Origin of the sequence: uncultured Roseobacter sp. (genome assembly GCF_947488185.1) — a bacterium.
GTDB lineage: Bacteria > Pseudomonadota > Alphaproteobacteria > Rhodobacterales > Rhodobacteraceae > Roseobacter.
The window spans coordinates 734,243-758,038 of sequence record NZ_CANKYM010000001.1 but is presented as its reverse complement, the minus strand read 5'-3'; the positions used below and the strand labels follow the sequence as shown (position 1 = coordinate 758,038).

25 protein-coding genes are annotated in these 23,796 nt (G+C 61.5%); 11 read left to right on the top strand and 14 right to left on the bottom strand.

The window, feature by feature from the left end:
* Window positions 1-32: 32 nt before the first annotated feature.
* From Q1A52_RS03825 to Q1A52_RS03815, 3 genes are all read left to right on the top strand, one after another.
* A complete protein-coding gene (locus tag Q1A52_RS03825; protein ID WP_300011090.1) occupies window positions 33-515 on the top strand; it encodes a hypothetical protein in 483 nt (160 codons plus the stop codon).
* Window positions 516-695: 180 nt separating this feature from the next.
* Window positions 696-1,325 carry a ribonuclease HII gene (locus tag Q1A52_RS03820; protein WP_300011088.1) on the top strand — a complete coding sequence of 210 codons (630 nt, stop codon included), beginning with the start codon at window positions 696-698 and terminating at the stop codon, window positions 1,323-1,325.
* An 84-nt stretch (window positions 1,326-1,409) separates the two neighbouring features.
* Window positions 1,410-2,510 carry a site-specific DNA-methyltransferase gene (locus Q1A52_RS03815; protein ID WP_300011085.1) on the top strand — a complete coding sequence of 367 codons (1,101 nt, stop codon included), beginning with the start codon at window positions 1,410-1,412 and terminating at the stop codon, window positions 2,508-2,510.
* Between the two features lie 242 nt (window positions 2,511-2,752).
* Here Q1A52_RS03815 and Q1A52_RS03810 read toward each other — a convergent pair whose 3' ends face one another.
* The 3 genes from Q1A52_RS03810 to mutY all read right to left on the bottom strand — a co-directional run bounded on the left by Q1A52_RS03810 (window position 2,753) and on the right by mutY (window position 5,546).
* Window positions 2,753-3,178, bottom strand: a complete 426-nt coding sequence (locus Q1A52_RS03810; protein ID WP_299780250.1) for a response regulator — start codon at window positions 3,176-3,178, stop codon at window positions 2,753-2,755.
* Window positions 3,179-3,248: 70 nt separating this feature from the next.
* Window positions 3,249-4,400: an alkane 1-monooxygenase gene (locus tag Q1A52_RS03805; protein ID WP_300011082.1), complete on the bottom strand. Its 1,152-nt coding sequence runs from the start codon at window positions 4,398-4,400 to the stop codon at window positions 3,249-3,251.
* 69 nt (window positions 4,401-4,469) lie between these two features.
* The gene (gene mutY, locus Q1A52_RS03800) at window positions 4,470-5,546 is read right to left on the bottom strand and encodes an A/G-specific adenine glycosylase (RefSeq protein WP_300011079.1); all 1,077 of its coding nucleotides are present in this window, start codon (window positions 5,544-5,546) and stop codon (window positions 4,470-4,472) included.
* Window positions 5,547-5,630: 84 nt separating this feature from the next.
* Between mutY and Q1A52_RS03795 the strand changes: the two genes are divergently transcribed.
* The 3 genes from Q1A52_RS03795 to Q1A52_RS03785 are packed head-to-tail and all read left to right on the top strand — an operon-like array spanning window position 5,631 to window position 7,937.
* Window positions 5,631-6,140: a DUF721 domain-containing protein gene (locus Q1A52_RS03795; RefSeq protein ID WP_300011076.1), complete on the top strand. Its 510-nt coding sequence runs from the start codon at window positions 5,631-5,633 to the stop codon at window positions 6,138-6,140.
* 13 nt (window positions 6,141-6,153) lie between these two features.
* The gene (locus Q1A52_RS03790) at window positions 6,154-6,825 is read left to right on the top strand and encodes a DsbA family protein (RefSeq protein ID WP_299825498.1); all 672 of its coding nucleotides are present in this window, start codon (window positions 6,154-6,156) and stop codon (window positions 6,823-6,825) included.
* Window positions 6,825-7,937, top strand: coding sequence for a CaiB/BaiF CoA-transferase family protein (locus tag Q1A52_RS03785; RefSeq protein ID WP_300011073.1), 1,113 nt, complete (start codon window positions 6,825-6,827; stop codon window positions 7,935-7,937). Before Q1A52_RS03790 ends, Q1A52_RS03785 begins: the two co-directional genes overlap by 1 nt.
* Here the strand turns inward: Q1A52_RS03785 and lpxK are convergent.
* The 6 genes from lpxK to Q1A52_RS03755 all read right to left on the bottom strand — a co-directional run bounded on the left by lpxK (window position 7,934) and on the right by Q1A52_RS03755 (window position 14,231).
* Window positions 7,934-8,926, bottom strand: a complete 993-nt coding sequence (lpxK, locus tag Q1A52_RS03780; protein ID WP_300011070.1) for a tetraacyldisaccharide 4'-kinase — start codon at window positions 8,924-8,926, stop codon at window positions 7,934-7,936. The genes Q1A52_RS03785 and lpxK overlap by 4 nt on opposite strands.
* Window positions 8,913-10,160 (bottom strand): glycosyltransferase N-terminal domain-containing protein, encoded by a 1,248-nt coding sequence (locus tag Q1A52_RS03775; protein WP_300011067.1) that lies wholly within the window; start codon window positions 10,158-10,160, stop codon window positions 8,913-8,915. The genes lpxK and Q1A52_RS03775 overlap by 14 nt, the downstream gene beginning before the upstream one ends.
* 6 nt (window positions 10,161-10,166) lie before the next feature.
* Entirely contained in the window at window positions 10,167-10,409 is a 243-nt protein-coding gene (locus tag Q1A52_RS03770; protein WP_299780266.1) for a DUF4170 domain-containing protein, read from the bottom strand.
* A gap of 57 nt (window positions 10,410-10,466) precedes the next feature.
* On the bottom strand, window positions 10,467-11,252 hold the full coding sequence (locus Q1A52_RS03765) for a 3'(2'),5'-bisphosphate nucleotidase CysQ (RefSeq protein ID WP_300011064.1): 786 nt from the start codon (window positions 11,250-11,252) through the stop codon (window positions 10,467-10,469).
* Window positions 11,239-12,585: a TldD/PmbA family protein gene (locus Q1A52_RS03760; protein ID WP_300011061.1), complete on the bottom strand. Its 1,347-nt coding sequence runs from the start codon at window positions 12,583-12,585 to the stop codon at window positions 11,239-11,241. Before Q1A52_RS03760 ends, Q1A52_RS03765 begins: the two co-directional genes overlap by 14 nt.
* Before the next feature lie 122 nt (window positions 12,586-12,707).
* The gene (locus Q1A52_RS03755) at window positions 12,708-14,231 is read right to left on the bottom strand and encodes a DUF2125 domain-containing protein (protein WP_300011058.1); all 1,524 of its coding nucleotides are present in this window, start codon (window positions 14,229-14,231) and stop codon (window positions 12,708-12,710) included.
* Between the two features lie 128 nt (window positions 14,232-14,359).
* On the opposite strand from Q1A52_RS03755, the gene Q1A52_RS03750 reads away from it, so the two are divergent.
* A complete protein-coding gene (locus tag Q1A52_RS03750) occupies window positions 14,360-15,109 on the top strand; it encodes an SDR family oxidoreductase (protein WP_300011055.1) in 750 nt (249 codons plus the stop codon).
* Complete coding sequence (locus tag Q1A52_RS03745; RefSeq protein ID WP_300011051.1) at window positions 15,106-15,714, top strand: enoyl-CoA hydratase/isomerase family protein; 609 nt, start codon at window positions 15,106-15,108, stop codon at window positions 15,712-15,714. Before Q1A52_RS03750 ends, Q1A52_RS03745 begins: the two co-directional genes overlap by 4 nt.
* Before the next feature lie 4 nt (window positions 15,715-15,718).
* On the opposite strand, the gene Q1A52_RS03740 is transcribed toward Q1A52_RS03745, so the two are convergent.
* Window positions 15,719-16,012 (bottom strand): HNH endonuclease, encoded by a 294-nt coding sequence (locus Q1A52_RS03740; protein ID WP_300011048.1) that lies wholly within the window; start codon window positions 16,010-16,012, stop codon window positions 15,719-15,721.
* Window positions 16,013-16,085: 73 nt separating this feature from the next.
* Here Q1A52_RS03740 and Q1A52_RS03735 point away from each other — a divergent pair, with 73 nt between their 5' ends.
* Both Q1A52_RS03735 and Q1A52_RS03730 read left to right on the top strand, forming a co-directional pair.
* Window positions 16,086-17,420 carry a mechanosensitive ion channel domain-containing protein gene (locus tag Q1A52_RS03735; protein WP_300011045.1) on the top strand — a complete coding sequence of 445 codons (1,335 nt, stop codon included), beginning with the start codon at window positions 16,086-16,088 and terminating at the stop codon, window positions 17,418-17,420.
* Window positions 17,417-18,601 (top strand): TIGR03862 family flavoprotein, encoded by a 1,185-nt coding sequence (locus Q1A52_RS03730; protein ID WP_300011042.1) that lies wholly within the window; start codon window positions 17,417-17,419, stop codon window positions 18,599-18,601. The genes Q1A52_RS03735 and Q1A52_RS03730 overlap by 4 nt, the downstream gene beginning before the upstream one ends.
* Here Q1A52_RS03730 and Q1A52_RS03725 read toward each other — a convergent pair.
* Window positions 18,580-19,164 carry a glutathione S-transferase family protein gene (locus Q1A52_RS03725; RefSeq protein WP_300011039.1) on the bottom strand — a complete coding sequence of 195 codons (585 nt, stop codon included), beginning with the start codon at window positions 19,162-19,164 and terminating at the stop codon, window positions 18,580-18,582. The two genes, Q1A52_RS03730 and Q1A52_RS03725, sit on opposite strands and share 22 nt — an antisense overlap.
* A 134-nt stretch (window positions 19,165-19,298) precedes the next feature.
* Between Q1A52_RS03725 and Q1A52_RS03720 the strand changes: the two genes are divergently transcribed.
* A complete protein-coding gene (locus Q1A52_RS03720) occupies window positions 19,299-19,727 on the top strand; it encodes a GFA family protein (protein WP_300011036.1) in 429 nt (142 codons plus the stop codon).
* Here the strand turns inward: Q1A52_RS03720 and holA are convergent.
* The 3 genes from holA to leuS are packed head-to-tail and all read right to left on the bottom strand — an operon-like array spanning window position 19,724 to window position 23,734.
* Window positions 19,724-20,725: a DNA polymerase III subunit delta gene (gene holA, locus Q1A52_RS03715; protein WP_300011033.1), complete on the bottom strand. Its 1,002-nt coding sequence runs from the start codon at window positions 20,723-20,725 to the stop codon at window positions 19,724-19,726. The two genes, Q1A52_RS03720 and holA, sit on opposite strands and share 4 nt — an antisense overlap.
* Window positions 20,725-21,201 (bottom strand): LPS assembly lipoprotein LptE, encoded by a 477-nt coding sequence (gene lptE, locus Q1A52_RS03710; protein WP_300011030.1) that lies wholly within the window; start codon window positions 21,199-21,201, stop codon window positions 20,725-20,727. The genes holA and lptE overlap by 1 nt, the downstream gene beginning before the upstream one ends.
* Window positions 21,188-23,734: a leucine--tRNA ligase gene (leuS, locus tag Q1A52_RS03705; protein ID WP_300011027.1), complete on the bottom strand. Its 2,547-nt coding sequence runs from the start codon at window positions 23,732-23,734 to the stop codon at window positions 21,188-21,190. Before leuS ends, lptE begins: the two co-directional genes overlap by 14 nt.
* Window positions 23,735-23,796: the final 62 nt, after the last annotated feature.

Sequence of the window (23,796 nt, the reverse complement as noted above, 5' to 3'; positions counted from 1 at the left end):
GGGGTCACAAGATCAAGAAAAGGAAATGCCCCATGCACCGCAAATTCATCACCACCATTGCCGCCGCTGCTATTGCGGTCACCGCTTTCGGCAATGCGCCTGCACGTGCAGATGAAGATGTCTTGCGGGCACTGGCGGCTATCGCAGGCATCGCGATTGTCGGCAAGGTGATCCATGATCGGAACGAGCGTAAACGCGAGCAGTACAACGCCACGCGGAACGCCCACAAAGCGCCCGTCTATCACAAGCAAAAAAAGGTCTACGATCTTGCTCCCCGCCCGCTGCCGCACCGCGCCAAGAACCGTCGGCTGCTGCCTGGTGATTGTCTGCGCACTGCAGAAACGCGGCAGGGGCGCGTGCGCTACTTTGGCAAACGCTGCCTGGAGCGGAACTACAAATACGTGAACCGGTTGCCACAGGCCTGTGCGATCCGCTTGCGCGGGGACGACCGCAACCGGCGTGGGTATGAGGCGCGGTGTCTGCGTCGCGAAGGATACCAATTGGCCCGCCGATAAGGACGGGTCGATGCAAGGCCGGGAGGGATCCCTGACCCGGCTTTGACCTGGAAGGGGGCGTTCGGGCGCTTCCTTCCCTTTTTAACCAGTGCTGCGCGCTCCCTTATCGGAGCGCGCTTTTTCGTTTGGTCACTGGAACAACGGGGTTGCACCTTCGCCGCGATCATTGGATCAGAAGGGATGGGACCCGATTTTGACTTTGAAACCGCAGCCTATGCCGACGGTGCAGCCCGCGTCGCCGGGGTGGATGAGGTCGGACGCGGGCCATTGGCGGGGCCCGTGACGGCCGCCGCCGTGGTGCTGGACCCAGCGCATATTCCCGATGGGCTGAACGATTCTAAACAACTGTCGATCAAGAAACGTGCCTATCTGGCGGAGCTGTTGATGGACTGCGCCGAGATCTCGGTGGCCCATGCCTCTGTCGAAGAGATCGAACAACACAATATTTTACGCGCAAGTCACATCGCGATGATGCGGGCCGTTGCGGGTCTGCCGAATGTGCCGGATCATGTGCTGATCGATGGGTCCATGATACCGCGCGGCATGAACATCGCCGCGCAGCCGGTGGTCAAAGGTGACACGCGATGCCTGTCGATTTCGGCAGCCTCTATCGTGGCAAAAATCGCCCGTGACAAGCTGATGGTGGATTTGGCGCAACAGCATCCCGGCTATGGGTGGGAGACAAACATGGGATATGGATCAAAAAGCCACATGTCCGCGCTTCAAAATCTTGGGCCGACCCCACACCATAGACGAACCTTCAAGCCGGTGCACAATATCTTGTATCAAGATAAAAACTTAAAGCCTTGATTCAAAAAAGAAATTGACCGCGAATCGCCTTTGACTCATGCTGTGTTCAACCAATGAGTGCAGCAAGCACCGGGACAGAGGCAGATGAAAATGACCAATACCAAAGGCGCCACCGCGCTTCCTTTGAACACGATACTTGACGGCGATTGCATCGAGATGATGAACAGCCTGCCAGAGGCGTCCGTCGATCTCATCTTTGCCGATCCGCCTTACAATCTGCAGCTCAAGGGCGAATTGCACCGCCCGGATAACAGCCGTGTCGATGCGGTGGATGACGCCTGGGACCAGTTCTCCAGCTTCAAGGCCTATGACGATTTCACCCGCGCATGGCTCAAAGCGGCGCGACGCCTGCTAAAACCGAATGGTGCGATCTGGGTGATCGGCAGCTATCACAACATCTTTCGTGTGGGGGCTGCGCTGCAGGATGCGGGTTTCTGGATCCTGAACGATGTGGTCTGGCGCAAGTCGAACCCGATGCCGAACTTCCGGGGCAAACGTCTTACCAACGCGCATGAGACGATGATCTGGGCCGGCAAGTCCGAGGACAGCAAATATACCTTCAACTACGAAGCGCTCAAGGCGCTGAACGAAGGCATCCAGATGCGGTCCGACTGGGTGCTGCCGATCTGCAATGGTCATGAGCGGTTGAAAGACCACAAGGGCGACAAGGCGCATCCGACGCAAAAGCCCGAAAGCCTGCTGCACCGGGTGCTGGTCGGCTCGACAAATCCGGGTGATGTGGTGCTCGATCCGTTCTTTGGCACCGGCACCACCGGGGCCGTCGCCAAGATGCTGGGGCGTGAATTCATCGGGATCGAACGCGAAGAGGCGTACCGCACAGTTGCTGCAAAACGCATCGCCAAGGTCCGCAAGTTTGACCGCGAAGCGCTGCAGGTGTCGGCCTCCAAACGGGCAGAGCCCCGTGTTCCTTTTGGCCAACTGGTCGAGCGCGGTATGCTACGCCCGGGCGAGGTACTCTATTCTCCCCGTGGCCAGATTGCCAAGGTGCGCGCCGATGGCACGCTGGTCGGCAATGACATCAAAGGCTCGATCCATCAGGTGGGTGCCGCCTACGAGGGCGCCCCAAGCTGCAACGGCTGGACCTATTGGACCTTCAGGAAAGAGGGCGAGAACGTGCCCATCGATATCTTGCGCCAGCAGATCCGCTCGGAAATGGCGAGCTGACGCATCTCTGATTTACGAACACCGCCGGTGCCTGTGGCCTAAACTAGGCTGCCTTTGAAGGCACACACCTTACCCCGCCCAATGTGGCGGGGTTTTTTCGTTATCTGGATCAGCAAAAATTGAAACAGCTGGTCAAACGACAGGCCGAAGATCACTCTATGACCGAAGTGGGCGGTGGTCGTTTGGCTTTGACACATCGAAAAGAGCATCGGTCAGCGGAAAAGCCACCTTCTGAACCGGCCTCAATTCAAGCGTCTTGGCTTCACTTTGTGGTTGAGCGCCGCGTGGATGTAGCGGGCGCCGAAGTCGGACTTGTTGACCACGTGGATCACACCCGCCGATTGTGCCTTGTCGAACATGAACGGTGTGGGCCAGTCGCTGACCATCACGATCGGGATTTTGGCGAAATCCGGATTCTCGGCCAATTCTATCGCGAAGTTCGCCCCGGTGCCGTCCGGTAGATGATTATCGAGCAGGATAATGCTTGTCTGATAGCGCGCCATATGTTCGCGCGCCTCTTCGATTGTGGCGGCAACCGCAACGAACACCCCCTTGAAGCTCTTGTCGAGGATGCGTTTGATCCGTTCCTGGTCAAAGGTGCTGTCTTCGACAATCAGACAGGTTTGTGTTTTGGCGCCTGTCGGTGTTGCTGCAATTTGTTGCTGCATTGTAAGCTCTCACGTAAATCCACCGGAGAGCAACTCGTGCCATATAATGCTTAAGATATGGTGATCGGCTTCAGCGTGGGTGCGGGTTTGCGGCGGTGTTGTAGGTGCTCCAATCGGTGATTTCCGGATAGTACATCTGCCGCCAGCGCCGCACGCGCGGGTTCATGATGCGCCGCCAGAGCGGGGGCACCATCGCGGCCATGGTCATGATCGGATAGCCATAGGGCAGTTGTGGGGCTTCCATGTCGGAATAGGTCTGCAGCACCGGAAAGCGCCGGTCGGGTTTGTAGTGATGGTCGGAATGCCGCTGCAGGTTGATGAGCAGCCAATTGGACATCCGGTAGTCTGCATTCCATGAGTGCTGCGGCTTGACGTGTTCGTATTTGCCATCGCCCAGATGTTTGCGCGTCAGACCGTAGTGCTCGATGTAATTCACCAGTTCCAGCTGCCAGATCGCGGTACCGGCCTGTACAAGAAACAGCACCAGACCGGACCATCCGCCGAGGCCAAGGGCCAGCACCAGCATGAAAAGCTGCAGCCCCCAATACCGGAAAAACGGGTTGCCGAGATCATACCACGGCAAGTCGCGCCGCTTAAGCCTGTGCTTCTCAGCGGAAAAGGCCGAGTGCAGGGACTGGCGCAGCACCCGGGGGTAAAACCGGTGGAACCCTTCGTTGTAGCGCGCGGTGACGGCGTCCTTGGGGGTACCGACGTAGCGGTGATGCACCAGCAGGTGCTCGGACCGGAAGTGTGAATAGAGCACCATGGCCAGCAGGATGTCGGCCATCCAACGCTCGGCCTTGTTCTTCTGGTGCATCAGCTCGTGGCTGTAGTTGATCCCGACCGTGCCGGTGATCACGCCGACACCGAAGAAGAGCACGACGCGTTCCAATACGCCCAGGTGGTCGGCCTGCGGCACATACCAGATCAGGCTGAAGAGCAGGCAAAACTGGACCGGCGTCCAGATCAGCGTGATGACCCGATACCAGAACAGGCTCTGTTCCGGCGTATCGGGGTCCGCGTTCGACTTGTCATGGCCAAAAACCGCGTCAAGCGCCGAAAACAGGTACCATGTGACAATCGGCAGCAGGGCCACCGTCCACCCGCCGTAAAGCGCACCCAACCAGGCCACGGGCACCAGCAGGAGCGAAATCCAGAACGGGGCAGCCCGCGAAAACCGCATCAGATCGGCAAGGGGGATGGGTTTCTGATCGTGGGTCATCATCTGGGTCCTGTTTGCTTGGCGTAGTCTAGTCTGGCGGGGACGATTGTTCCAAGCATGACGCAGCGCTCATACCGAGGTCTGCACAAGATCAAAGGCCTTGCGCATGACTGTTGGCAGGTCGGATGGTCGAAAGTCGGTGGGGGGTCGGAAACTGCCACGGGTCGGGGCTGTGTCTGGTGCGATCTGTGCTGTCCAGACCTGCAGGATCAGGTGGAAATGCGTGAAGGTGTGACGCACTTCACCTGACAGTTGCGTCCAGTCTGCCGATGCAGGGGGCGGCACATCTGGCAAGGCGATGTCCGTGTCGATCCACTCTGATCCCGGCCAGCCCAGCATGCCGCCTAACAGTCCCCTGTCCGGTCGTGTTTCCAAAAGCCATGCGCCATCGTGGCGACGACCGAGATAGACCATACCGTGACGGACCGGCTTGGCCTTCTTGGGCGCTTTCCTGGGTAGCTCGCCCGCCGTCCCGCGCAGGCGCGCAAGACAGGGATCACGCCAGGGGCAGATGCCGCAGGCCGGAGACTTCGGGCTGCAGATCGTGGCGCCCAGGTCCATGACGGCCTGTGCATAGTCGCCGGGACGGTTGGCGGGGGTTAGCGCCTCTGCCTCAGCCATCAACGCGGGTTTTGCCTCGGGCAGCGGCGTATGGATATCGTGCAGCCGCGACATCACCCGTTCCACATTGCCGTCCAGCACCGCGTAGGGCAGGTCAAACGCAATTGAGGAAATCGCGGCGGCCGTATAGGGCCCGATCCCCGGCAGCTTCAGCAAGGCGGCGTGATCGGCGGGAAACTCCCCGCCATACTCTGCCACCACGGCGCGGGCGCATTTCAGCAGGTTGCGGGCCCGGGCGTAATACCCCAGACCGGCCCATTCCCCCATCACATCGGCATCCTTGGCTGCCGCCAGATCGCCCACGGTGGGCCAGCGCGCCGTGAACCTGTGAAAATAGTCTTTTACCGTCGCCACGGTGGTCTGCTGCAGCATCACCTCGGACATCCAGACGCGGTAGGGATCGGGCAGCACCCCGGCCTTGCGGTCCGCGGGCGGCACCCGCCAGGGCATTGCGCGGGCATGCACGTCGTACCAGGCCAAAAGGGCGCCGTTCAATTCTTCGGGATCAGGGGTAATTTCACGCAATGTTTATGATCGTCCGTCCGCTTTGTCTGGTTGCCGCTGCTCGGAAAGGCTATGCTGGGCCAACCGTTTCTTGAGAAGATAGCGATGCCGCCCAGACGTGCCAGTACAAAAGGGTTTACCCGCACCGCCAGCCTGCTCACAGGCCGGATCAGGGCGGCCTCGGAAAGCCGGGGATTCGCGCAAAGTCGGCTGCTGACCCAGTGGTCGGAGATCGTCGGCGCGGATGTCGCGGCAATTTCCCGCCCGGTTGAGGTGAGCTACGGGCGTGCGGGCATGGGCGCCACGCTGACGCTGCTGACCACCGGCGCGCAGGCCCCGATGCTGGAGATGCAAAAGGAAAAACTGCGCGCCAAGGTGAATGCTGTCTACGGCTACAACGCCATTGCGCGTGTCCGGGTGACCCAGACCGCCGCCACCGGGTTTTCCGAAGGGCAGGTTGCCTTTGAACCGGCCAAACTCGACGCCGATGCGGCGCCCGTTGATCCCGCCATTCGCCGCAAGGCTGCCCAGACCGCCAGCCCTGTTGAGGACAGCGGGCTGCGCGATGCGCTTGCACGCCTGGGCGAAAACATACTCAACAAGACAAATCGCTGAAAAGGATACACCGATGTCGCGCATGATGATCATCTCCGCCGCTGTGGCCGTGCTTGGAATAGGGGCATATTTCGTTACATCGCCCGGCCCGTCCGTGACGCCCGCCGATCCTTTGGGTGCGGCAAATGCACAAACGGCAGAAGCGGATGTGGATACCTCCACGATTCAGGAAATGTCTCTGGGTAATCCGGACGCGCCTGTCACCGTGATTGAATACGCGTCCTTCACCTGCCCGCACTGCGCGACTTTCCATGCAGGCCCCTACAAACAGCTGAAAGCGGATTACATCGACACCGGCAAGATCAACTTTGTCTACCGAGAGGTCTACTTTGACCGGTTTGGTCTCTGGGCTTCGATGATCGCCCGCTGCGCCGGTACGCCGCAGAGCTTTTTTGGCATGGCGGATCTGATCTACTCCGGCCAGTCCACCTGGGCCCGCGCGGGGGAACCGACGGCAATCGTTGCAGAATTGCGCAAGATTGGTGCCGTGGCAGGGCTCGACGCGGACACAATGGAAGCCTGCCTGCAGGACGGTGACAAGGCGCGCACGCTGGTTGCCTGGTATCAGGAACATGCCGAAGCCGACGGGATCGACAGCACCCCAAGCTTTGTCATCAACGGCCAGAAATACTCCAACATGGCCTACAACGAAATGGCCGCTCTGATCGACGCAGCGGCTGAATAATGGCCGCACCGCTTGACGGTCTGAAGGTCGTCGAACTGGCACGTGTTCTGGCTGGCCCCTGGGCGGGCCAGACGTTGTCAGATCTCGGCTGCGAAGTGATCAAGGTGGAAAGCCCCGCAGGCGATGACACCCGCCAATGGGGTCCGCCGTTTGTCACCCGAGATGAAGATGTCTCGGCGGCCTATTTCCACTCCACCAACCGGGGCAAGGCCTCGGTTACGGCGGATTTTCGCACCGAAGAAGGCAGGCAGAAGGTCAAAGACCTGCTGGGCGACGCCGACATCCTGATCGAGAATTTCAAGACCGGCGGGCTGGCCAAGTACGGGCTGGATTATGACAGCCTGTCGAAAGAGTTCCCGCAGCTGATCTACTGCTCGATCACCGGGTTCGGCCACACCGGGCCCTATGCGCCGCGCGCGGGATATGATTTCATCGTGCAGGGCATGTCGGGGTTGATGTCGGTGACCGGAGAGCCCGATGGGCAGCCGCAGAAATACGGGATCGCGATCACCGATATTCTGACGGGTGTTTATGCGACAACGGCGATTCTGGCCGCCGTGCACCAGCGGCACCAAACCGGGCGCGGCCAGCATATCGACATGGCCTTGATGGATGTGGCGGTGTCGATCACGTCCAATCAGGCGATGAACTATCTGACCACCGGCACGCCGCCGCGCCGGATGGGCAACGCGCATCTGAACCTCGCGCCCTATCAGGTCTTTGACTGCGAGGACGGGCATATCATCATCGCCACCGGCAATGACGGCCAGTATCAGCGGCTCTGCCATCTGCTGGGGCTGGAAGAGATGGCGACGGCACCGGAGTTTCTCAAGAACGTGGACCGTCTCGCCAATCGCGCAGAGATGGACGCGCGGCTGACGGCGGTGACCCGGACGCGTACGCGCGCCGATCTGCTGGCGGCCTGCGAGGCCGCAGGTGTGCCCGCCGGGCCGATCAACGACATGGCCGAGGTGATGGCGGACCCTCAGGTGCAGGCGCGCGGCATGCAGCTTGATCTGGAGGGCGTGCCGGGTGTGCGGTCCCCCTTCACCTTTTCCGATGCAGAGCTGGTGTTGAACCGCCCCGCGCCAAAGCTGGGGGAAAACGACTAGGGTGCTTTGAAATCGTCCAGCCGGTCAAAGAGCGGGTTTCCAGCCTGCGCGAAGGCCAGGCGCACGGGTAGTGTGATTACTTTCATGCGGAACGCCGGGGGCAGGCGCACGGCGTCTTTCTCTGTGGTCACAAGCTGCGCACCCTTGGCTTTTGCATCCGCTTCCAACCGTGTCATCAGGGCGGGTGTCAGCGGCTGGTGATCCTCCAAAGGCTCGCTGTGCAAGAGACGGGCACCTAGTCCGCGCAGGGTGTCAAAGAACTTCTCGGGGTGGGCGATCCCTGCAAAGGCGACGATGGGCTCATCCGTCCAGTCCATGCCCGTCTGCAGTGGTGCGAGCTGTGCTGCCACGCGTGGCAGTGTTTGGGGGACTGCCGCGGCAAACTCTGCCTGCGCAGTGTCATCACCCAGCGTGAGCAGGACATCCGCCCGCGCCAGCCCGACATCCACGGGTTCCCGCAACGGGCCTGCAGGCAGGCAGCGTTCATTGCCAAAGCCACGTTTTGCATCCACCACGACGATGCTGAGGTCCTTGTGCAGCGCCGGATTCTGAAACCCGTCATCCAGCACAATGATGCTCGCGCCTGCAGCTTCCGCCGCCCTGCCACCTGCGGCACGATCCTGCGCGACCCAGACATCGGCAAAAGCGGCAAGCAGCAACGGTTCGTCCCCCACGTCCGCCGCCGTGTGCAGGCCGGGGTCCACGCGCACCGGCCCCTTGAGGCGTCCGCCATAGCCGCGCGTGACCACATGCGGTTTGTGAAACCTGCCACTCAGCCGTTCCAGAACGGCGATCACGGTGGGTGTCTTGCCGGTGCCACCCGCATTGATGTTGCCGACGCAGATCACTGGAATGCCGAGTTTCAGGCCGCCCGTTCCGGCAAGCCGCCGCGCCGTGCCCTGTGCGTAGATCCACCCCAGGGGAGACAGGACGCGCGCCAGCAGGCCGGGTTTTTCCGGCGGTGCGAACCAGAAGTCAGGCGTTCGCATGGCGTTTTTCCAACCGCTCATCCAGCGTGGTCTGCACCAGATCGATCACCCGGTCGGTCAGCTCGGCCCCGTGGCTGATCACATCCCAACCCGCATGTGCCATCGCCGCAGCCTGATCCGGTGCGATCAGGCGGGTGACCGCCGTTCCGAGGCTTTGTGCATCTTTCACGATGCGGGCCGCACCGGCATTCGCGAGCCGTGAATAGAAGGGCAGGTAGCGCCGTACATTCGGGCCATACAGAACGGCCGATCCCAGCGCCGCAGCCTCAAAGGGGTTGCAGCCGCCGTGACCGGGCGACAGCGAGCTGCCCAGAAAGGATACCGGTGCCAGCCGGTAGAAGAGGCCGAGGTCACTGTCATCTTCTGCCATCATGACCTGCGTTGTCTCGCTGGGTTCGTCTCCAACGGACCATTCGCTGACGCGGAAGCCTTGTCCCACTGCCTGCTCGGCGAAATCAATGAGAGACTGGCTGTGTGCCGGGTGCAGGATCAGCAGCAACCGATGGGAATATCGCACCGCTTGGCGATGGGCGGCCAGTATGGTTTCGACTTCCTCTTCCTGTACGCTGGTGGCCAGCCATACAGGCCGTCCACCCAGCGTTCTGGTCATTTCCGACAGGTCCTGATCTTCGCAGGGCAATGCCTGTCCGCCTGCTTGCAAGGGGGATGTCACTTCGATGGTATTAGAGGGCAGACCAAGGTTTTGCAGACGCTGTGCGGCCGGGACCGAGCGCGCCATCAGGGCTTTGAAACCCGTCAGCAGATCACGCGACAAATCGGGTAGCCAGCGGTCCCGACGCCCGTCGAATCCGCCGGTATCCGCGTCGATCAGGATCATCGGACAGCCGTTTCGATGGGTCTCGTGCACAAGTGTGGGGCGCAACCGACCCCAGGCCCAGATACACATGTCAGGCGCCCAGTTCTTGAGAAAACTCTCCACCGCTGCCGGATGCTCTGACGGGAGCTCATCCAGGTGGATGTTGCCCTCTTTCGGGCTGGTCGTGTGGGCAAGATCGAGACCTTCGCGGTCCGGAAGGGTGATCAGTACATGCAGATCATCGCGCGCGCCGCAAAGCCGTTGTGCAAGATCCTGAATGGCGAGAAGATTGCCAGCCTCGGCTGCGTGCAGCCAGACCACTTCGCCCTTGGGGCGCGGCGCGCTTGGACCAAAGGACCGGGCCGCTGATCTGCGTGACAGCGCCCGGTAAGCCGCCATTCCGAACGAGCGGCTCATAGGTCTTTACCCCAGTTCTTCGGTCGCTGAGGCAGCTGTCTCTTCGTCCCGCAGGCGGTGAAGGTGGGCGATGAAATAGCGCATGTGGGCATTGTCCACGGTACGGTGCGCTTCGGACTTCCACGCGTCGAACGCCGCTGCATAATCCGGGAAAATGCCAACAATATGAATGTCCTCGACATTCTTGAACGTGTTGCGGGTCGGGTCAACAAGTTCGCCACCAAAGACGAGATGCAGACGTTGCGTCATGGGTTTTATCCTTTGAGACGGAGGGTTGGCGGAAAATCGCGTATCTGGAAGCCGGGGTCAAGGCGCGGCAGGTGCAAGCGCCGAGAGCACCTGTTGGTGCAGGTTGGGTCCGGCGGCGATCACCCCGTTGAGCGTGGGTGTGGCATTGTTGAACCGCAGCGGCGCGCCGGATTTGTCGGTACACAGACCGCCCGCTTCAGTCACGATCAGCGCCCCGGCGGCAATATCCCATTCCCAGCTTGGCCTGAAGGTCAGCATGGCGTCAAAGCGTGCTTCGGCCACCAGCCCCAGCCGATACGCGAGCGAGGGCCGATGCGAACGGTGAAAACCCGGTTGCCCCTCTGACCAGTGACGGGGGTCCATTACCGGCTTGGTCGCGAGAATCTCCGCCTCCTTCAGGTTCGCGGCGGTCGAAGTGGTCAGCGGGGCGCCATTGAAAAACGCGCCTTCTCCCAAGGCCGCAGTATAAAGCTTGTCGCGCATCGGCAGGTAGATGGCGGCCGCCGTGATCTGGCCGCGATGCGCCACGGCGACGGAATGCGCCCAGGTGCGCGACCCTTCGACAAAGCTGCGCGTGCCGTCGATCGGATCGATGATAAACAGCGTCTCCTGGCCCAGCCGGTCGGCAGTGTCCTCGGTTTCCTCGGACAGCCAACCATAGTCTGGGCGTGCGCTGCGCAGGGTCGTTTCCAGTGCCGTGTTGACCGCGAGGTCGGCTTCGGTCACCGGCCCGGCGCCGCCGGGTTTGTCCCAGGACCTTGCATCCTTGCCGACAAATCCGGTGGCCACACGGCCCGCGAGGCGGATGGCATCAGTGATCAGGGCGAGGTCAGTTGCCTGCAAGGGTCATTCCTGGCACCAGCAAGGAGGGGACCACGCGGCTCAGATGCGCCCGCGCGTCATTGGCAGGCACGATCTGGCGCAGCATGTCGCGCAGGTTGCCCGCAATGGTGCATTCGTTGATCGCATGGGTGACCTCGCCGTTTTCAACCCAGAACCCGGCGGCTCCGCGTGAATAGTCGCCCGTGTTGGGGTTGATAGTCGCCCCGATCATGGAGGTCACCAGCAAGCCGGTGCCCATGTCGCGGAGCAGGTCTGCGCGGCTCGCCTCCCTCTGGCTCAGCGCCACATTCCAGGTGGAGGGCGAGGGCGCAGAGGAGGCCCCGCGTCCTGCATTTCCCGTCGAGGGCAGCCCGAGCTTGCGCCCGGTGGCCAGATCCAGCGTCCAGCCGGTCAAAACACCGTCCTTGACGATCTCGCGCCTCTGGGTTGGCAAGCCTTCGGCATCGAACGGGCGCGAGCCGGACGCGCGGGGGCGGTGCGGGTCCTCGACCAGTGAAAGGTGATCCGGCAGCACCGGTTGCCCCTTGGCATCACGCAGCCAGGACGCGCCACGGGCGATGGATGATCCGTTGATGGCGGCCAGCAAATGGCCGATCAGGGAAGAGGCGATGCGTTCATCAAAGAGCACGGGAAAGCTGCCGGTGGGTGGTTTGCGGGCGTCCAATCGGGCCACCGCCCGTTCCGCAGCCTGTGTGCCGATCTCTTGCGGATCGCGCAGATCGGACTGAAAGGTGCGGCTGTCACCATCCACGTCGCGTTCCATACCGGTGCCAGTCCCCGCGATGGCGACACAAGACAGCCCCCGGCTGGTGCGGCTGTAGCCGCCGGAAAACCCGTTGGTGGCGGCCAGATGCACATGTCGGGCGGAATACCCCGCGGAGGCGGATTGTACCTGGGTCACGCCCTTGTTCTCCAGTGCTGCGGCTTCGGCGGCTTGCGCGTCTTCCTGCAGGCTTGCGGGCGAGGGTTCCGGTGTCGGATCGTGCAGCTCCAGACGCGCCACATCTATATCACGGGCCAGCTGCTCGGCATCGGCAAGACCGGTGTAGGGGTCTTCGGGGGCTTCCTGCGCCATGGCGATGGCCCGCACGGCCATCTCCTCCAGCGTCTTGGAGGCGGTGTCGGACGCGGATACCGTGGCGCTGCGCTGGCCGACAAAGACCCGGAGCCCGAGGTCCACGGCTTCGGCCCGTTCGGCATGCTCCAATGCGCCCGTCCGCACGTCGATGCTGAGCGATGTGCCCTGCATCACGATGGCATCGGCGGCATCGGCACCCGCTGTCCGGGCGGCATCGAGTAGCTGAGCGGTCAGGCTCTCCGGCGACTGGGTCATTCAGTAAGCTCCAAACCAATTCCACGTCAGGTAGCGGTGTCATGCGGGCACTGCAAGGGAGGAAGGCAAAAAGGGGCGCTCGCCGCGCCCCTCTTTCTCGTCTACATGCGTTTATTCAGCGATTACTGAATGCGCTGACCGTTGGCCATGATGTGGCCTTGCTCATTGATCTCGATCTTGGAATTGAGCGTATCCGGGGCTTTGCCCGGTACGGCTAGAAGGCCCATCATCATCCGGGCGCCCATCGCCTGATCCTCGGGCAGCAAGCCCATGGAGACAAGCGTATCCAGCAGCTTGTTGCCGCCGACCAGCATCAGATCCGCAGAGCCTTTGGGTTTCAGTCCGGCACCCGGCGTATCCGTATCGAAGGTGAATGCACCCTCGCCGGTCAATTCGGCACCGGCTGCAGTGACCTGAAGCCGATTGATGTCCACGGATTCCAGCTCGGCCGGTGTAAAGCCCGGATCGTCCACGGCCGCCGCTGCGGAGGGGTCAAGGAAATCAAACAGAAGCCGGGCCTTGCCTGTCAGGTCCAGCACAAAAGTCGCGGGTGTGCGCGGCAGCTGTGCCTGCGGATCAAACAACCCCCACAGCAGATCGGACATTGTGAAATCGTTGAAGGAAAAACCAACGGCAAAATCATCGGCGGCGTCGGATTTCTGCAAGGGCATCGCGAAGTTGAAGCTCGCCCTGGCCATGTCGACTTCGATGGGTACCGGGAAATCCTCCGTTGTCATGGCCAATTTGAGGTTGTTCTGACCGCCAGAGTAATTCAGACCATCGGCCCCCATGACAACTTCGAGCGTGCCACCCGTCGAGGAGGTCTCTGCGGAAAAAGCCTCGGCGTTGTTTTCTTTGACCGACATGGTCGTGGCACCACCCGAGTAGTCGAACGCGCCTTTGACCGCCATGCCAGCGGCGAGGAGGGCGGAGATATCGCTAGCATCCTGAACGACAAGCGGCACGGCGCTTTCACCGGAAAAGCTGATGCCGTCTATCCCGCCTTCAAGATCAACTGTGCCCTGGCCCTCGGGATCGATGAAAGCAAGGGTATAGTCGACGTCTGTGGCCTGCATACGCTGGTCATAGAGGCGCTTCCCGGTCACACGGGACTGCGTGGTACCGGACAGGCCGTTCATGATCACGCGCATGGCCACATTGGCTGCGTCGATCGTTTCGCCATCCACGATCAGTTCAGTCAACAGCAGTTCGAGGCTCTGTGCCGTATAGGTGCTTGTCATCTCCGTCGGGACACCTGACACGGTCGTTTTCGCGCCGGACGGGCGAAGTTCCATCTGGATGTTTGCGTCTGCGCCTTCAGGATCGGTGATGGACATCTCGACGGGCATCACTTCGGGAAAGGTCACGTTGACGCTGCCGTCATCCGTCTCTGTGAATGTCACCTGATCGATGCGCATGATCATGCCCGCGGCATCGCTCGTTTCCGGAGAAGTGAATTCGATGTCGCTGACGGTCAGCGTGTCGCCGGATTTGGCTTCGTCTGCCGAAACTTCGTAGCCGACCCCGTTGAAATAGGCTTTCCAGTCGTTCCACACATCCTGTCCGCTGACATCTGCCTGTGCCGCGGACGCCACCGCGCCGAGGATCACTGCAACAGACGCAGTTCGGAGGGTCAAAAAAGTCATTCTCTAATCCTTATCAACAACAGTCGCGCGCATGGTCTGCCAAGGTATGGCGATGGTCAAGGGGCTGTAGGTCTGGACCCTGCCCGCGCGGCACTTTACCACAAGGCAATCAGCAAGGAGCGTTGCACATGGATATGACAGGAAAAACAGTACTGATCACCGGGGCAAGCCGTGGGATTGGCGCAGAAACGGCACGGGTTTTCGCCAGGGCCGGAGCGAACGTGGCGCTTGTCGCGCGCGGGCAGGGCCAGATTGCGGATCTGGCGGGGGAAATTGGCCAACAGGCCATCGCGATCCCCTGTAACGTCGCCAATGCCCGCGAAGTTGCGGCCGCTGTCGATACCACGGTTGATGCGTTCGGCGGACTGGACGTTCTGATTAACAACGCAGGCGTGATCGAGCCGATTTCGTATCTGAGCGACGCGGATGTCGAAGCCTGGGGGGACGTCATTGATATCAACCTCAAGGGGGTCTTTTACGGCATGCGGGCCGTCGTGCCGGTGATGAAGGCGAGCGGGGGCGGATCGGTCCTGACCATCAGTTCCGGGGCCGCCCATGGGCCGGTGGAGGCCTGGAGCCATTACTGCGCGTCCAAGGCTGCGGTGAACATGCTGACCCGCTGCCTCGACAAGGAAGAGGCGGAACACGGTATCCGCGCCATCGGCTTGTCGCCGGGCACGGTCGCCACGCAGATGCAGCGCGAGATCAAGTCCAGCGGGATCAACCCGGTGAGCCAATTGGACTGGGATGTGCATATTCCCGCGGACTGGCCCGCGCGGGCGCTGTTATGGATGTGCAGCCCGGCGGCAGATGAATGGTGCGGGCAGGAGATTTCGCTGCGGGACGAAGACATCCGTCGGCAAGCGGGCCTTACATGATCACGCTCGACCGCGCGGGTGATGTCTGGACGGTTACGTTGAACCGTCCGGACAAGGCCAATGCGCTGACCGAAGAGATGCTGACCGATTTGCGCGATGTGATGCTGTCCGCTCAGGACGCGCGGGCCGTGATCCTGACAGGTACGGGTAAGGTCTTTAGTGCAGGCGCAGATCTGGATGCCGCCCGTGCCGGGCTCGCGACCTCGCCGCTGTGGGAAGAACTCTCGACAGCAGTGGCGGCACTGCCCGGTCTGTCGATAGCGGCGCTCAATGGCACGCTTGCAGGCGGGGCGATGGGTATGGCGCTGGCCTGTGACATGCGGATTTCCGTTGCGACGGCGCGGTTTTTCTATCCGGTCATGAAACTGGGCTTCCTGCCACAGCCGAGCGATCCCAAGCGCATGGCGGCCCTGATCGGCCCGGCGCGGACCAAGCTGATCCTGATGGGTGGGCAGAAAATCGACGCTGAAGAGGCGCTGAGATTTGGGTTGATTGACCGGATTGTTACGCCTGACGATCTGATGACGCAGGCGCTGGCCCTTACGGTCGACACCGTTGCCGCGCAACCTGACCTTGCCACGCAGATCAAGGCGATGTGCAGCTAGACCATTATCTCTTGCGCCGTCCGCCGGGCACTTTCGACAAGAAGCCCGGCGGGCGTTTGCGCACCCAGGCAATGAATTTTTCCAACCGGGGGTGGCGGCGGAGCGCGTCTATGTTTGCGTAGTCCCGCGCCAGTTCCACCTCTGTCAGTGTCGCGTGGATTTCCCGGTGGCAGATGTGATGCAACAACACGGTTGGCCCGCCCTTGCCGCCTTTCAGCTTAGGGATCAGGTGGTGAAGGCTCTGTTTCACCTCCGCCGGGATCGGGCGATCACACAGGGGGCAGATCGGATCGGACATCTGGGCTTGCTCCGGCAGGCGGTGACGGGCAAGACTCTAGGTGTGATCGTGACGATGGAAAGAGGGGCACCGCGTGGAATTTGACCTGTCCAGTCAGCCGGAGATCGTGCAGCGCGCTGCCGAATACGCCCTCATCGGGTGGGAACTTGCAAAATCCTGGGCGCTGAGCCCTGCTGCGTGGTCCCAGTTTGCCCTTTTGGTGCTTGCCTATTTACTGGCCATCGTGGTGGCGCGTCGCCTGCGCGGGTTGCTGACCCGGGTGATTACCCCTGCAGAAGACGCGGACAACATGTTTGCACAGGCGCGGCGCACCATTCTGTTGGGTCTGCCCCTGTTGCTGCCGTTGCTGGCCTATCTCTTCACGGCAATCGGTGAAAGCGTCGTGCGGTCGGTTTTTGACAGCGGCGCGGTGATCGCCTTTGGCAAACGTGTCTTCATGTTCCTCGCCGTGCGCACCCTGGTGAAGGAGATTATCGGCGATCCCTTCCTCAAGCTTCTGGGACGCTACGTGCTGATTCCGGTGGCCGCGCTCTATGCGGTCGGGTTGCTCGACCCGCTGGTGGTCAAGCTGAACGAGATGACGGTCTCGCTGGGGAACATCTCCTTCTCTGTCATGTCCCTGGTGCGCGGCGTGATCGCGGGCGGCGTCCTCTTCTGGCTGGGCGGCTGGTCCAACCGGCAGACCGCGCAATTCATCGAAAACCAGAAAGACATGCGCCCGTCGCTGCGCCAACTGATGGCCAAGGTCATCGAGTTCACGATTTTCGGCGTGGCCTTCCTGCTGCTGCTGAACATCATGGGGATCAACCTCAGCGCGCTGGCGGTGATTGGTGGCGCAATTGGTGTGGGCCTCGGGTTCGGGCTGCAAAAAATCGCATCGAATTTTATCTCTGGCGTCATCCTCCTGATCGAAGGACAGGCAACCGTCGGCGATTTTGTTGAACTCGACGGCGGTGAGGCCGGGCAGATCGTGAAGATGACTGCGCGGGCGGCGATTCTGGAAACCTTCGATGGGCGCTGGATCGTGGTGCCAAACGAGGATTTCATCACCACGCGCGTGGTGAACTATTCCGATTCCGGCTCTGCCAACCGCTATGAGGCGCCGTTTTCGGTCAGCTATGATACGGACATCAACAAGGTGCCGCCGATCATCGAGGCTGCCGTTGCCACGCATCCGGATGTCTTGGATGCCCCTTACCCGCCTGATTGCGAATTGCGTGGCTTCGGCGACAGCGGCATCGATTTTGCGGTCGAATTCTGGGTGAACGGGCTGGACGATGGGCCCAATAAATACACTTCGGATGTGCTCTTTCTGGTGTGGAACGCGCTCAGGGACAACGGCATCGAAATCCCCTATCCGCACCGGGTTGTGGAATTCAAAGGCGAGATGCCGCAGGTTCAGGAGTGAGCCACGCGCTGGTGATTGGCGCGGGGCCTGCGGGGTTGATGGCGGCGGAAGAACTGGCCGCCGCAGGGCTGAGCGTCACGGTCTGTGAGGCCAAACCCTCTGTCGGGCGCAAGCTGCTGATGGCTGGCAAATCCGGGCTCAATCTGGCCAAGGACGAGCCTTTCGAGGATATGATGCCCCGCTATTTCGAAGCCGCCGACCCGCTGCGCCCGATACTCCAGACGTTCGACGCAACCGCGGTGCAGGACTGGGCGCGCGCATTGGGGCAGGAGATTTTCACCGGATCGACCGGACGGGTGTTTCCCCGTGCGATGAAAGCCTCGCCGTTTCTGCGTGCGTGGCTGAACCAATTGACCGGGGCTGGGGTCTTGTTTCGCACCAACATGCGCTGGCGTGGCTGGCATGACGGGAACATGGTTTTCGATGGTCCACAGGGGCGCGAAGTCATCCGCGCGGAGGTGACGGTACTGGCGCTCGGTGGTGCGAGCTGGGCGCGTTTGGGGTCCGACGGAGCCTGGGCCGACATTCTGGCTGCACGTGGCGTTGATCTTGCGCCCTTTGCAGCCACCAATGTGGGGCTGCAGATTGTGTGGTCACCGCACATGCAAAAGCACGCGGGCGAGGCGTTGAAAGGCGTGCGGTTCACGGCAGGACCAATGGCGTCACGGGGTGAGGCGGTGATCAGCCAGACAGGCCTTGAAGGCGGCGGCATCTACGAGATCAGCCGCGCCGTCCGGATGCGTCACAGGTTGGTCGTTGATCTTTTGCCCGATCTTGATGCGGCAGAGGCCACCAGACGCCTGTCGCGCGTCCGGGGGAAATCCAGCCTGTCGACGCATTTGCGCAAGGCCCTGAAGTTGGATCCGGTGAAAATCGCGCTGGCGCAGGAACTGGCGCGTCCCCTGCCGCAAGAGCCTGCGGATCTTGCGCAAGCCCTCAAGGCACTGCGCCTCTCTCACGACGGGCTGCGCCCGCTGGATCAGGCGATATCGGTCGCCGGCGGGGTGCGGTTCGACGCGCTGACGCCGGGGTTGATGATGAAACCGCTGCCCGGGGTCTTTTGCGCTGGCGAAATGCTGGATTGGGAGGCACCGACGGGCGGCTATCTGATCACCGCCTGCCTGGCAACGGGCCGGTGGGCGGGCCGAGCCGCCGCCGCTTACGTGGCCGAGACCGCTTGAAACGCATGCCGTTCCCGCAGCGCCTTGGCGTAGTGAAAAAGCTTGTCATCCGTGCGTGGAAATTTTGCCCCGATCGCCCAGTTCAGGCAGTGACAGGCCAGAATGTCCGGCAATGTCATCTCGTCCCCCATCAGGAAGGGCCCGTCGAGACGTTCGGACAAGGTGGCCGCTGATCGCTCGAATTCGTATTTCAGCGCGTCCTTGACGGCAGGCACCCGCACGCCCTCCGGAAGGGCAAAACTGTGTTTTGCAGCCGACCAGAGAATCGCATCAAGCTCATCAATCAGCCAGAAGGTCATCGCATCCTGTCGGGCCCGTGCCACCGTTCCGGCGGGCGCAGTGAGCTTGCCGTGCTTGTCGGCCAGATAGGTCATGATCGCCACGGAATCAGTCAGGACATCCTCCCCATCCACAAGCGCGGGAATTTTGCCCAGAGCATTGTACTTCATGGCTTCTTCTGATCGGGGGCCGGCAGCAATCTGCTCGTAAGGCTCCTGCATTTCCTGCAACATCCATAACACCCGAAACGCCCGCGATTTGGTTGTGCCAATGACCTTGTACATCGTCTGCTGTCCTTTGGATTGCTGCTTTTCTGGACTGTTTCATGCAGCGCGATGGCTGGCAACTGATGACAGAAAATGTCAGTGGATTGTGAGAATAATTTTGACGAACCTGTATCCAGAAAAGGAGTATGATGATGTCCAAGACCGGGAGCTGCCTTTGTGGCGCCGTAAGCTACACGTTGACCAGCGAACCGAAGGAATTCGGTGCCTGCCATTGCAACATGTGCCGCAAGTGGAGCGGTGGGATCTACCTCGGTCTGGAAGTGCCAAGCGACAGCATCGAAATCAAGGGCGCAAACAGCCTGACCACATTTGCGTCATCACCCTGGGCGGAGAGGGCATTTTGCAAGACATGCGGCAGCAGTGTCTATTACCGGGTCACGGCGCCGGGTCCGCATGAGGGCACATATCACTTGGGGGTCGGTACGCTGGATGACGCAGGCGCTGCGCCGCTGACGGGCGAGCTGTTCATCGACAACAAGCCCAAGGGCTACAGCTTTGCGGAAAAGACACATCAGATGACCACCGAAGAGGTCATGGCGATGTTTGCGCCGGAGAGCTAGCGCCCGCCCAGCATCGCCAGCCGGATAAAGGCACGTTCCACCAGAGCCATGCCGGGCGCATTTTGCCCGGCGGAGCGCAGTTGCAGGTCGGTGTCGGTCAGTAGGGTGATTGCGGTTTCCAGTTTCGCCGCACCCCATCGCCGGGATTGGGCCAGCATCCGATCCCGGTTGGGGCCGAAGATCGTGGGCCTGCCAGAGGTGTCGCTGGCCGCACGATGCAACGCCCGGAAATGGCGCATCGCCCCGATGCACAGCCCGACGGGCGTGGCACCCTGCGCCACCAGTTTTTGCATGACCGGGCCGATGTCATGGGCGCGGGCCTCGGCCACAACCATCAGCACATCGTCCACATCCGCCTCAGTGGACGTTGGTGCGCAGGCGGCGATATCTGCGGCAGACACCGGATCGGCATCGTTCATTTTGTAAAGCGCCAGTTTCTCAACCGTCTGACGGAAATCACCGGGATCGATCGCTTGCGCGAGATCGGCGAGGGCGGCCATCGCCTCGACGGGCACCTGTGTCAGACCGGCGTCGCGCAGGGCGGTGTCGATTTCTTCCCGTGTCGGCGGGTTGTCGTAGATCGCCGCCGCATAGGCCTGCGGATGAGCTTCAAACGCCTTGCGCAGCTTCGAAGTCGGCTTCAGGGCACCACCGGTCACAATGATCTGGGCATCCCCCGGTTGCCAGTCTTCCAGCGCCGCAAGTATCGCTGGGGCCGCCGTGTCATTTACCTCTTCGACAAAAACGGCGCGGGGACCCGGAAAAAAGCCCACCGCCTTCACGGCATCGATCAGCAGGGCGGGGTCCTTGCGGATATCGCTGCCCGCCATCCGGCTCAGCCGCATTTCTTCCTCGGCGCCCTCACCCAGCAAGGCGGTCAACATTTGCTGACGTTTCAGCGCTACGCGCATGCCGTCGGTGCCGTAGATCAACACCCCGGTTTTACTGGCATCCGGTTTTGCGAAATAGGCATTGGCGTCGCGCGGGGAAAGTTTCATCAGATGTCTGCAACCAGCACCCGGGTGACGATCTGGTCGGCCAACAGAATCATCAGGCGCTTTTGCGCGTCACGCTCTGCTGCTAGCGTGGCTACCGTCGTACCCGCAGCGGAGTATCCGGTGAAGTTGTCGACCGACCCGGAGGTGATCACGCGGCCCGTGGCGACCTCGACCAGAGAATAGTCCGCGTAACCCAGCAGGTTGTAACGCGTGATGTTCCCCTCGCGGTCAACCGCAAGGTTTTCCTGGCTGGAACGTACAGACAGGTTCAGCCGGTAGACAGGTTCAGCCGCGCGGCCCAGACGCTCTTCAATCCGCTGCGTCGCAAGGAATGCATTGCGGGTCGACGGTTCTGACACCGTGATGCTGTTCTGCACCTGCGTGCCTGCGCCCCCCGTCCCGTAGACCGGTGTAAAGCCGCAGGCGGCAAGCATCAGCGGCAAAATCAGCAGAAATTTTCGGCTAGACAACAACATTCACGATCCGTCCGGGGACAACGATGATTTTCTTGGGCGCAGCGCCATCAAGGGTTCTGAGCACAGCCTGATCCGCAAGCGCTGCCTTTTCAACCTCTTCTTTGGACATATCCGCAGGCACGGTGATTTCCGCGCGCCGCTTGCCGTTGACCTGAATGGGCAAGGTGACGGTGTCGGAAACCAGCATCGCTTCATCGGCCTTGGGCCACGGGGCGGTGGTGATCAGCCCCTCGCCGCCCTGATGCGCCCAGATATCTTCTGCCAGGTGCGGGGTCATCGGTGACATCAGCTGTGCCAGCGTCATGATCGCCTCGCGCTGGGCGGCATATCCTGCCTTGGATTTCTGCAAAGTGGCGGTGAAGGCGTAAAGCTTTGCAATCGCAGCGTTAAAGCCGAAGCTTTCGATTCCCATGGTTACGTCGTGGATGCAGACATGCATGGCGCGCAGCAGCTCCGCATCCCCTGTGCCTTGGGCCCTTTTGTCCATCGCGCCAATCCGGTCGCAGAGGTTCCAGACGCGGGTCAGGTGTTTGAACGCAGCCTCCGCGCCGGAAGCCGTCCATTCCACATCCCGTTCGGGCGGGCTGTCGCTCAGCACGAACCAGCGCGCGGTGTCGGCGCCATAGGCCGAGATGATGTTGATCGGGTCGACCACGTTTTTCTTGGATTTGGACATCTTGGCCGAAGGGATGATCTCCACCTCTGTACCGTCTGCCAGCTTCCCGTCTGTCACATCCTCGGGAAGGTGATAGACAGGCCGTCCCCGGTCATCGCGGGTCTGGTAGATCTCATGGGTGACCATGCCCTGTGTGAAAAGCGCGTCGAAAGGCTCTTCGGTGCCCTGTGGCAGATGCCCGGTGATCCGCATGGCCCGCGCGAAGAACCGCGAATAGAGCAGGTGCAGAATCGCATGTTCGATGCCGCCGATGTACTGGTCCACGTTCATCCAATAGGCGGCGTCTTCCATCACGGTCGGTGTGTCGGCGTGCGGGGCGGTAAAGCGTGCGAAGTACCACGAGCTGTCCACGAAGGTATCCATCGTGTCGGTTTCCCGCTGCGCAGGTTTGCCACAGGACGGGCAGGCAGTGTCCCGCCATGTCGGATGCCGGTCGAGCGGATTGCCGGGGACGCTGAGGTCCACGTCATAGGGCAGCTCGATCGGCAGGTTATCTTTCTTCTCGGGCACCACACCGCAGGCGTCGCAATGTACCACCGGGATCGGGCACCCCCAATAGCGCTGGCGGGACAAGCCCCAGTCGCGCAGCCGGAACTTGGTCACGCCCTGGCCGATACCATTGGCCTCGCAAAAGTCGATGGCGGTGTCGATGCCTTCCAGCCCGGTCTGATGCGGCTCGCCTGCAAAGCCACGGTTGTAAAAGACATTCTCCGTCTTGGCAGGCACGTAGGCCTCTGTCAGCGTCTCGTCGCTGTCCTCAGACGGCAGGTAGGTCGCAATGATCGGCAGCCCGTATTTGGTGGCAAACTCGAAATCCCGCTGGTCATGCGCCGGACAGCCGAAAATCGCCCCGGTGCCGTAGTCCATCAGGATGAAGTTGGCGATGTAGACGGGCAGTTCATGTGCGGTATCGAAGGGATGGCGGACGCGAATGCCCGTATCGAAGCCCAGCTTCTCGGCGGTCTCGATGGCCTCTTCGGTGGTGCCGCCCTTGCGGCATTCCGCGCAAAAGGCGGCGACGTCCTCGCGCTCCCGCTCCAGCACCTTTGCCAGCGGGTGATCCGGCGAAATGCCCACGAAGGACGCGCCCAGCAGCGTATCGGGCCGGGTGGTGTAGACCTCGATCCGGTCATGCCCGTCCGGGGCGTCTATGGTTGAGAAGGCAAACTGCAGCCCGCGGGATTTGCCGATCCAGTTCTCCTGCATCAGCCGCACTTTTGCAGGCCAGTTCTCCAGACGATCCAGCGCATCGAGCAGCTCTTCCGAATGATCGCTGATCTTGAAGAACCACTGCGTGAGCTCGCGCCGCTCGACTAGCGCGCCGGAGCGCCAGCCGCGCCCCTGTTCAACCTGCTCATTCGCCAGGACGGTCATGTCCACTGGATCCCAGTTCACCACAGCGTTTTTGCGATAGACCAGTCCGGCCTCAAGGAAATCGAGGAACAGCGCCTGTTGCTGGCCGTAGTACGCCACATCGCAGGTAGCGAACTCGCGCGACCAGTCGATGCTGAGGCCCAGCGGTTTCATCTGGTCCCGCATGTCCCTGATGTTGTCGTAGGTCCAGTCCTTGGGGTGCCCGCCGATGGCCATCGCCGCGTTTTCCGCAGGCATCCCGAAGGCATCCCAGCCCATGGGGTGCAATACGTTATGCCCTGTGGCCAGTCTATAGCGCGCGATCACGTCGCCCATCGTGTAGTTGCGCACATGCCCCATGTGGATGCGCCCCGAGGGGTAGGGGAACATCTCCAGCACATAGTATTTGGGTTTGTCGGCCGAGCGCACGGCTTTGAAAACTTCATCCCGAGACCATGCCGCTTGCCAGCGGGCTTCGATCTCTGCGGGGGTGTAACGCGTCATGACGGCGTCCTTTTTAACGTGAGAGCGCCGGGAGCCGTTTCATCTACGGGGCCCGGCGCTGA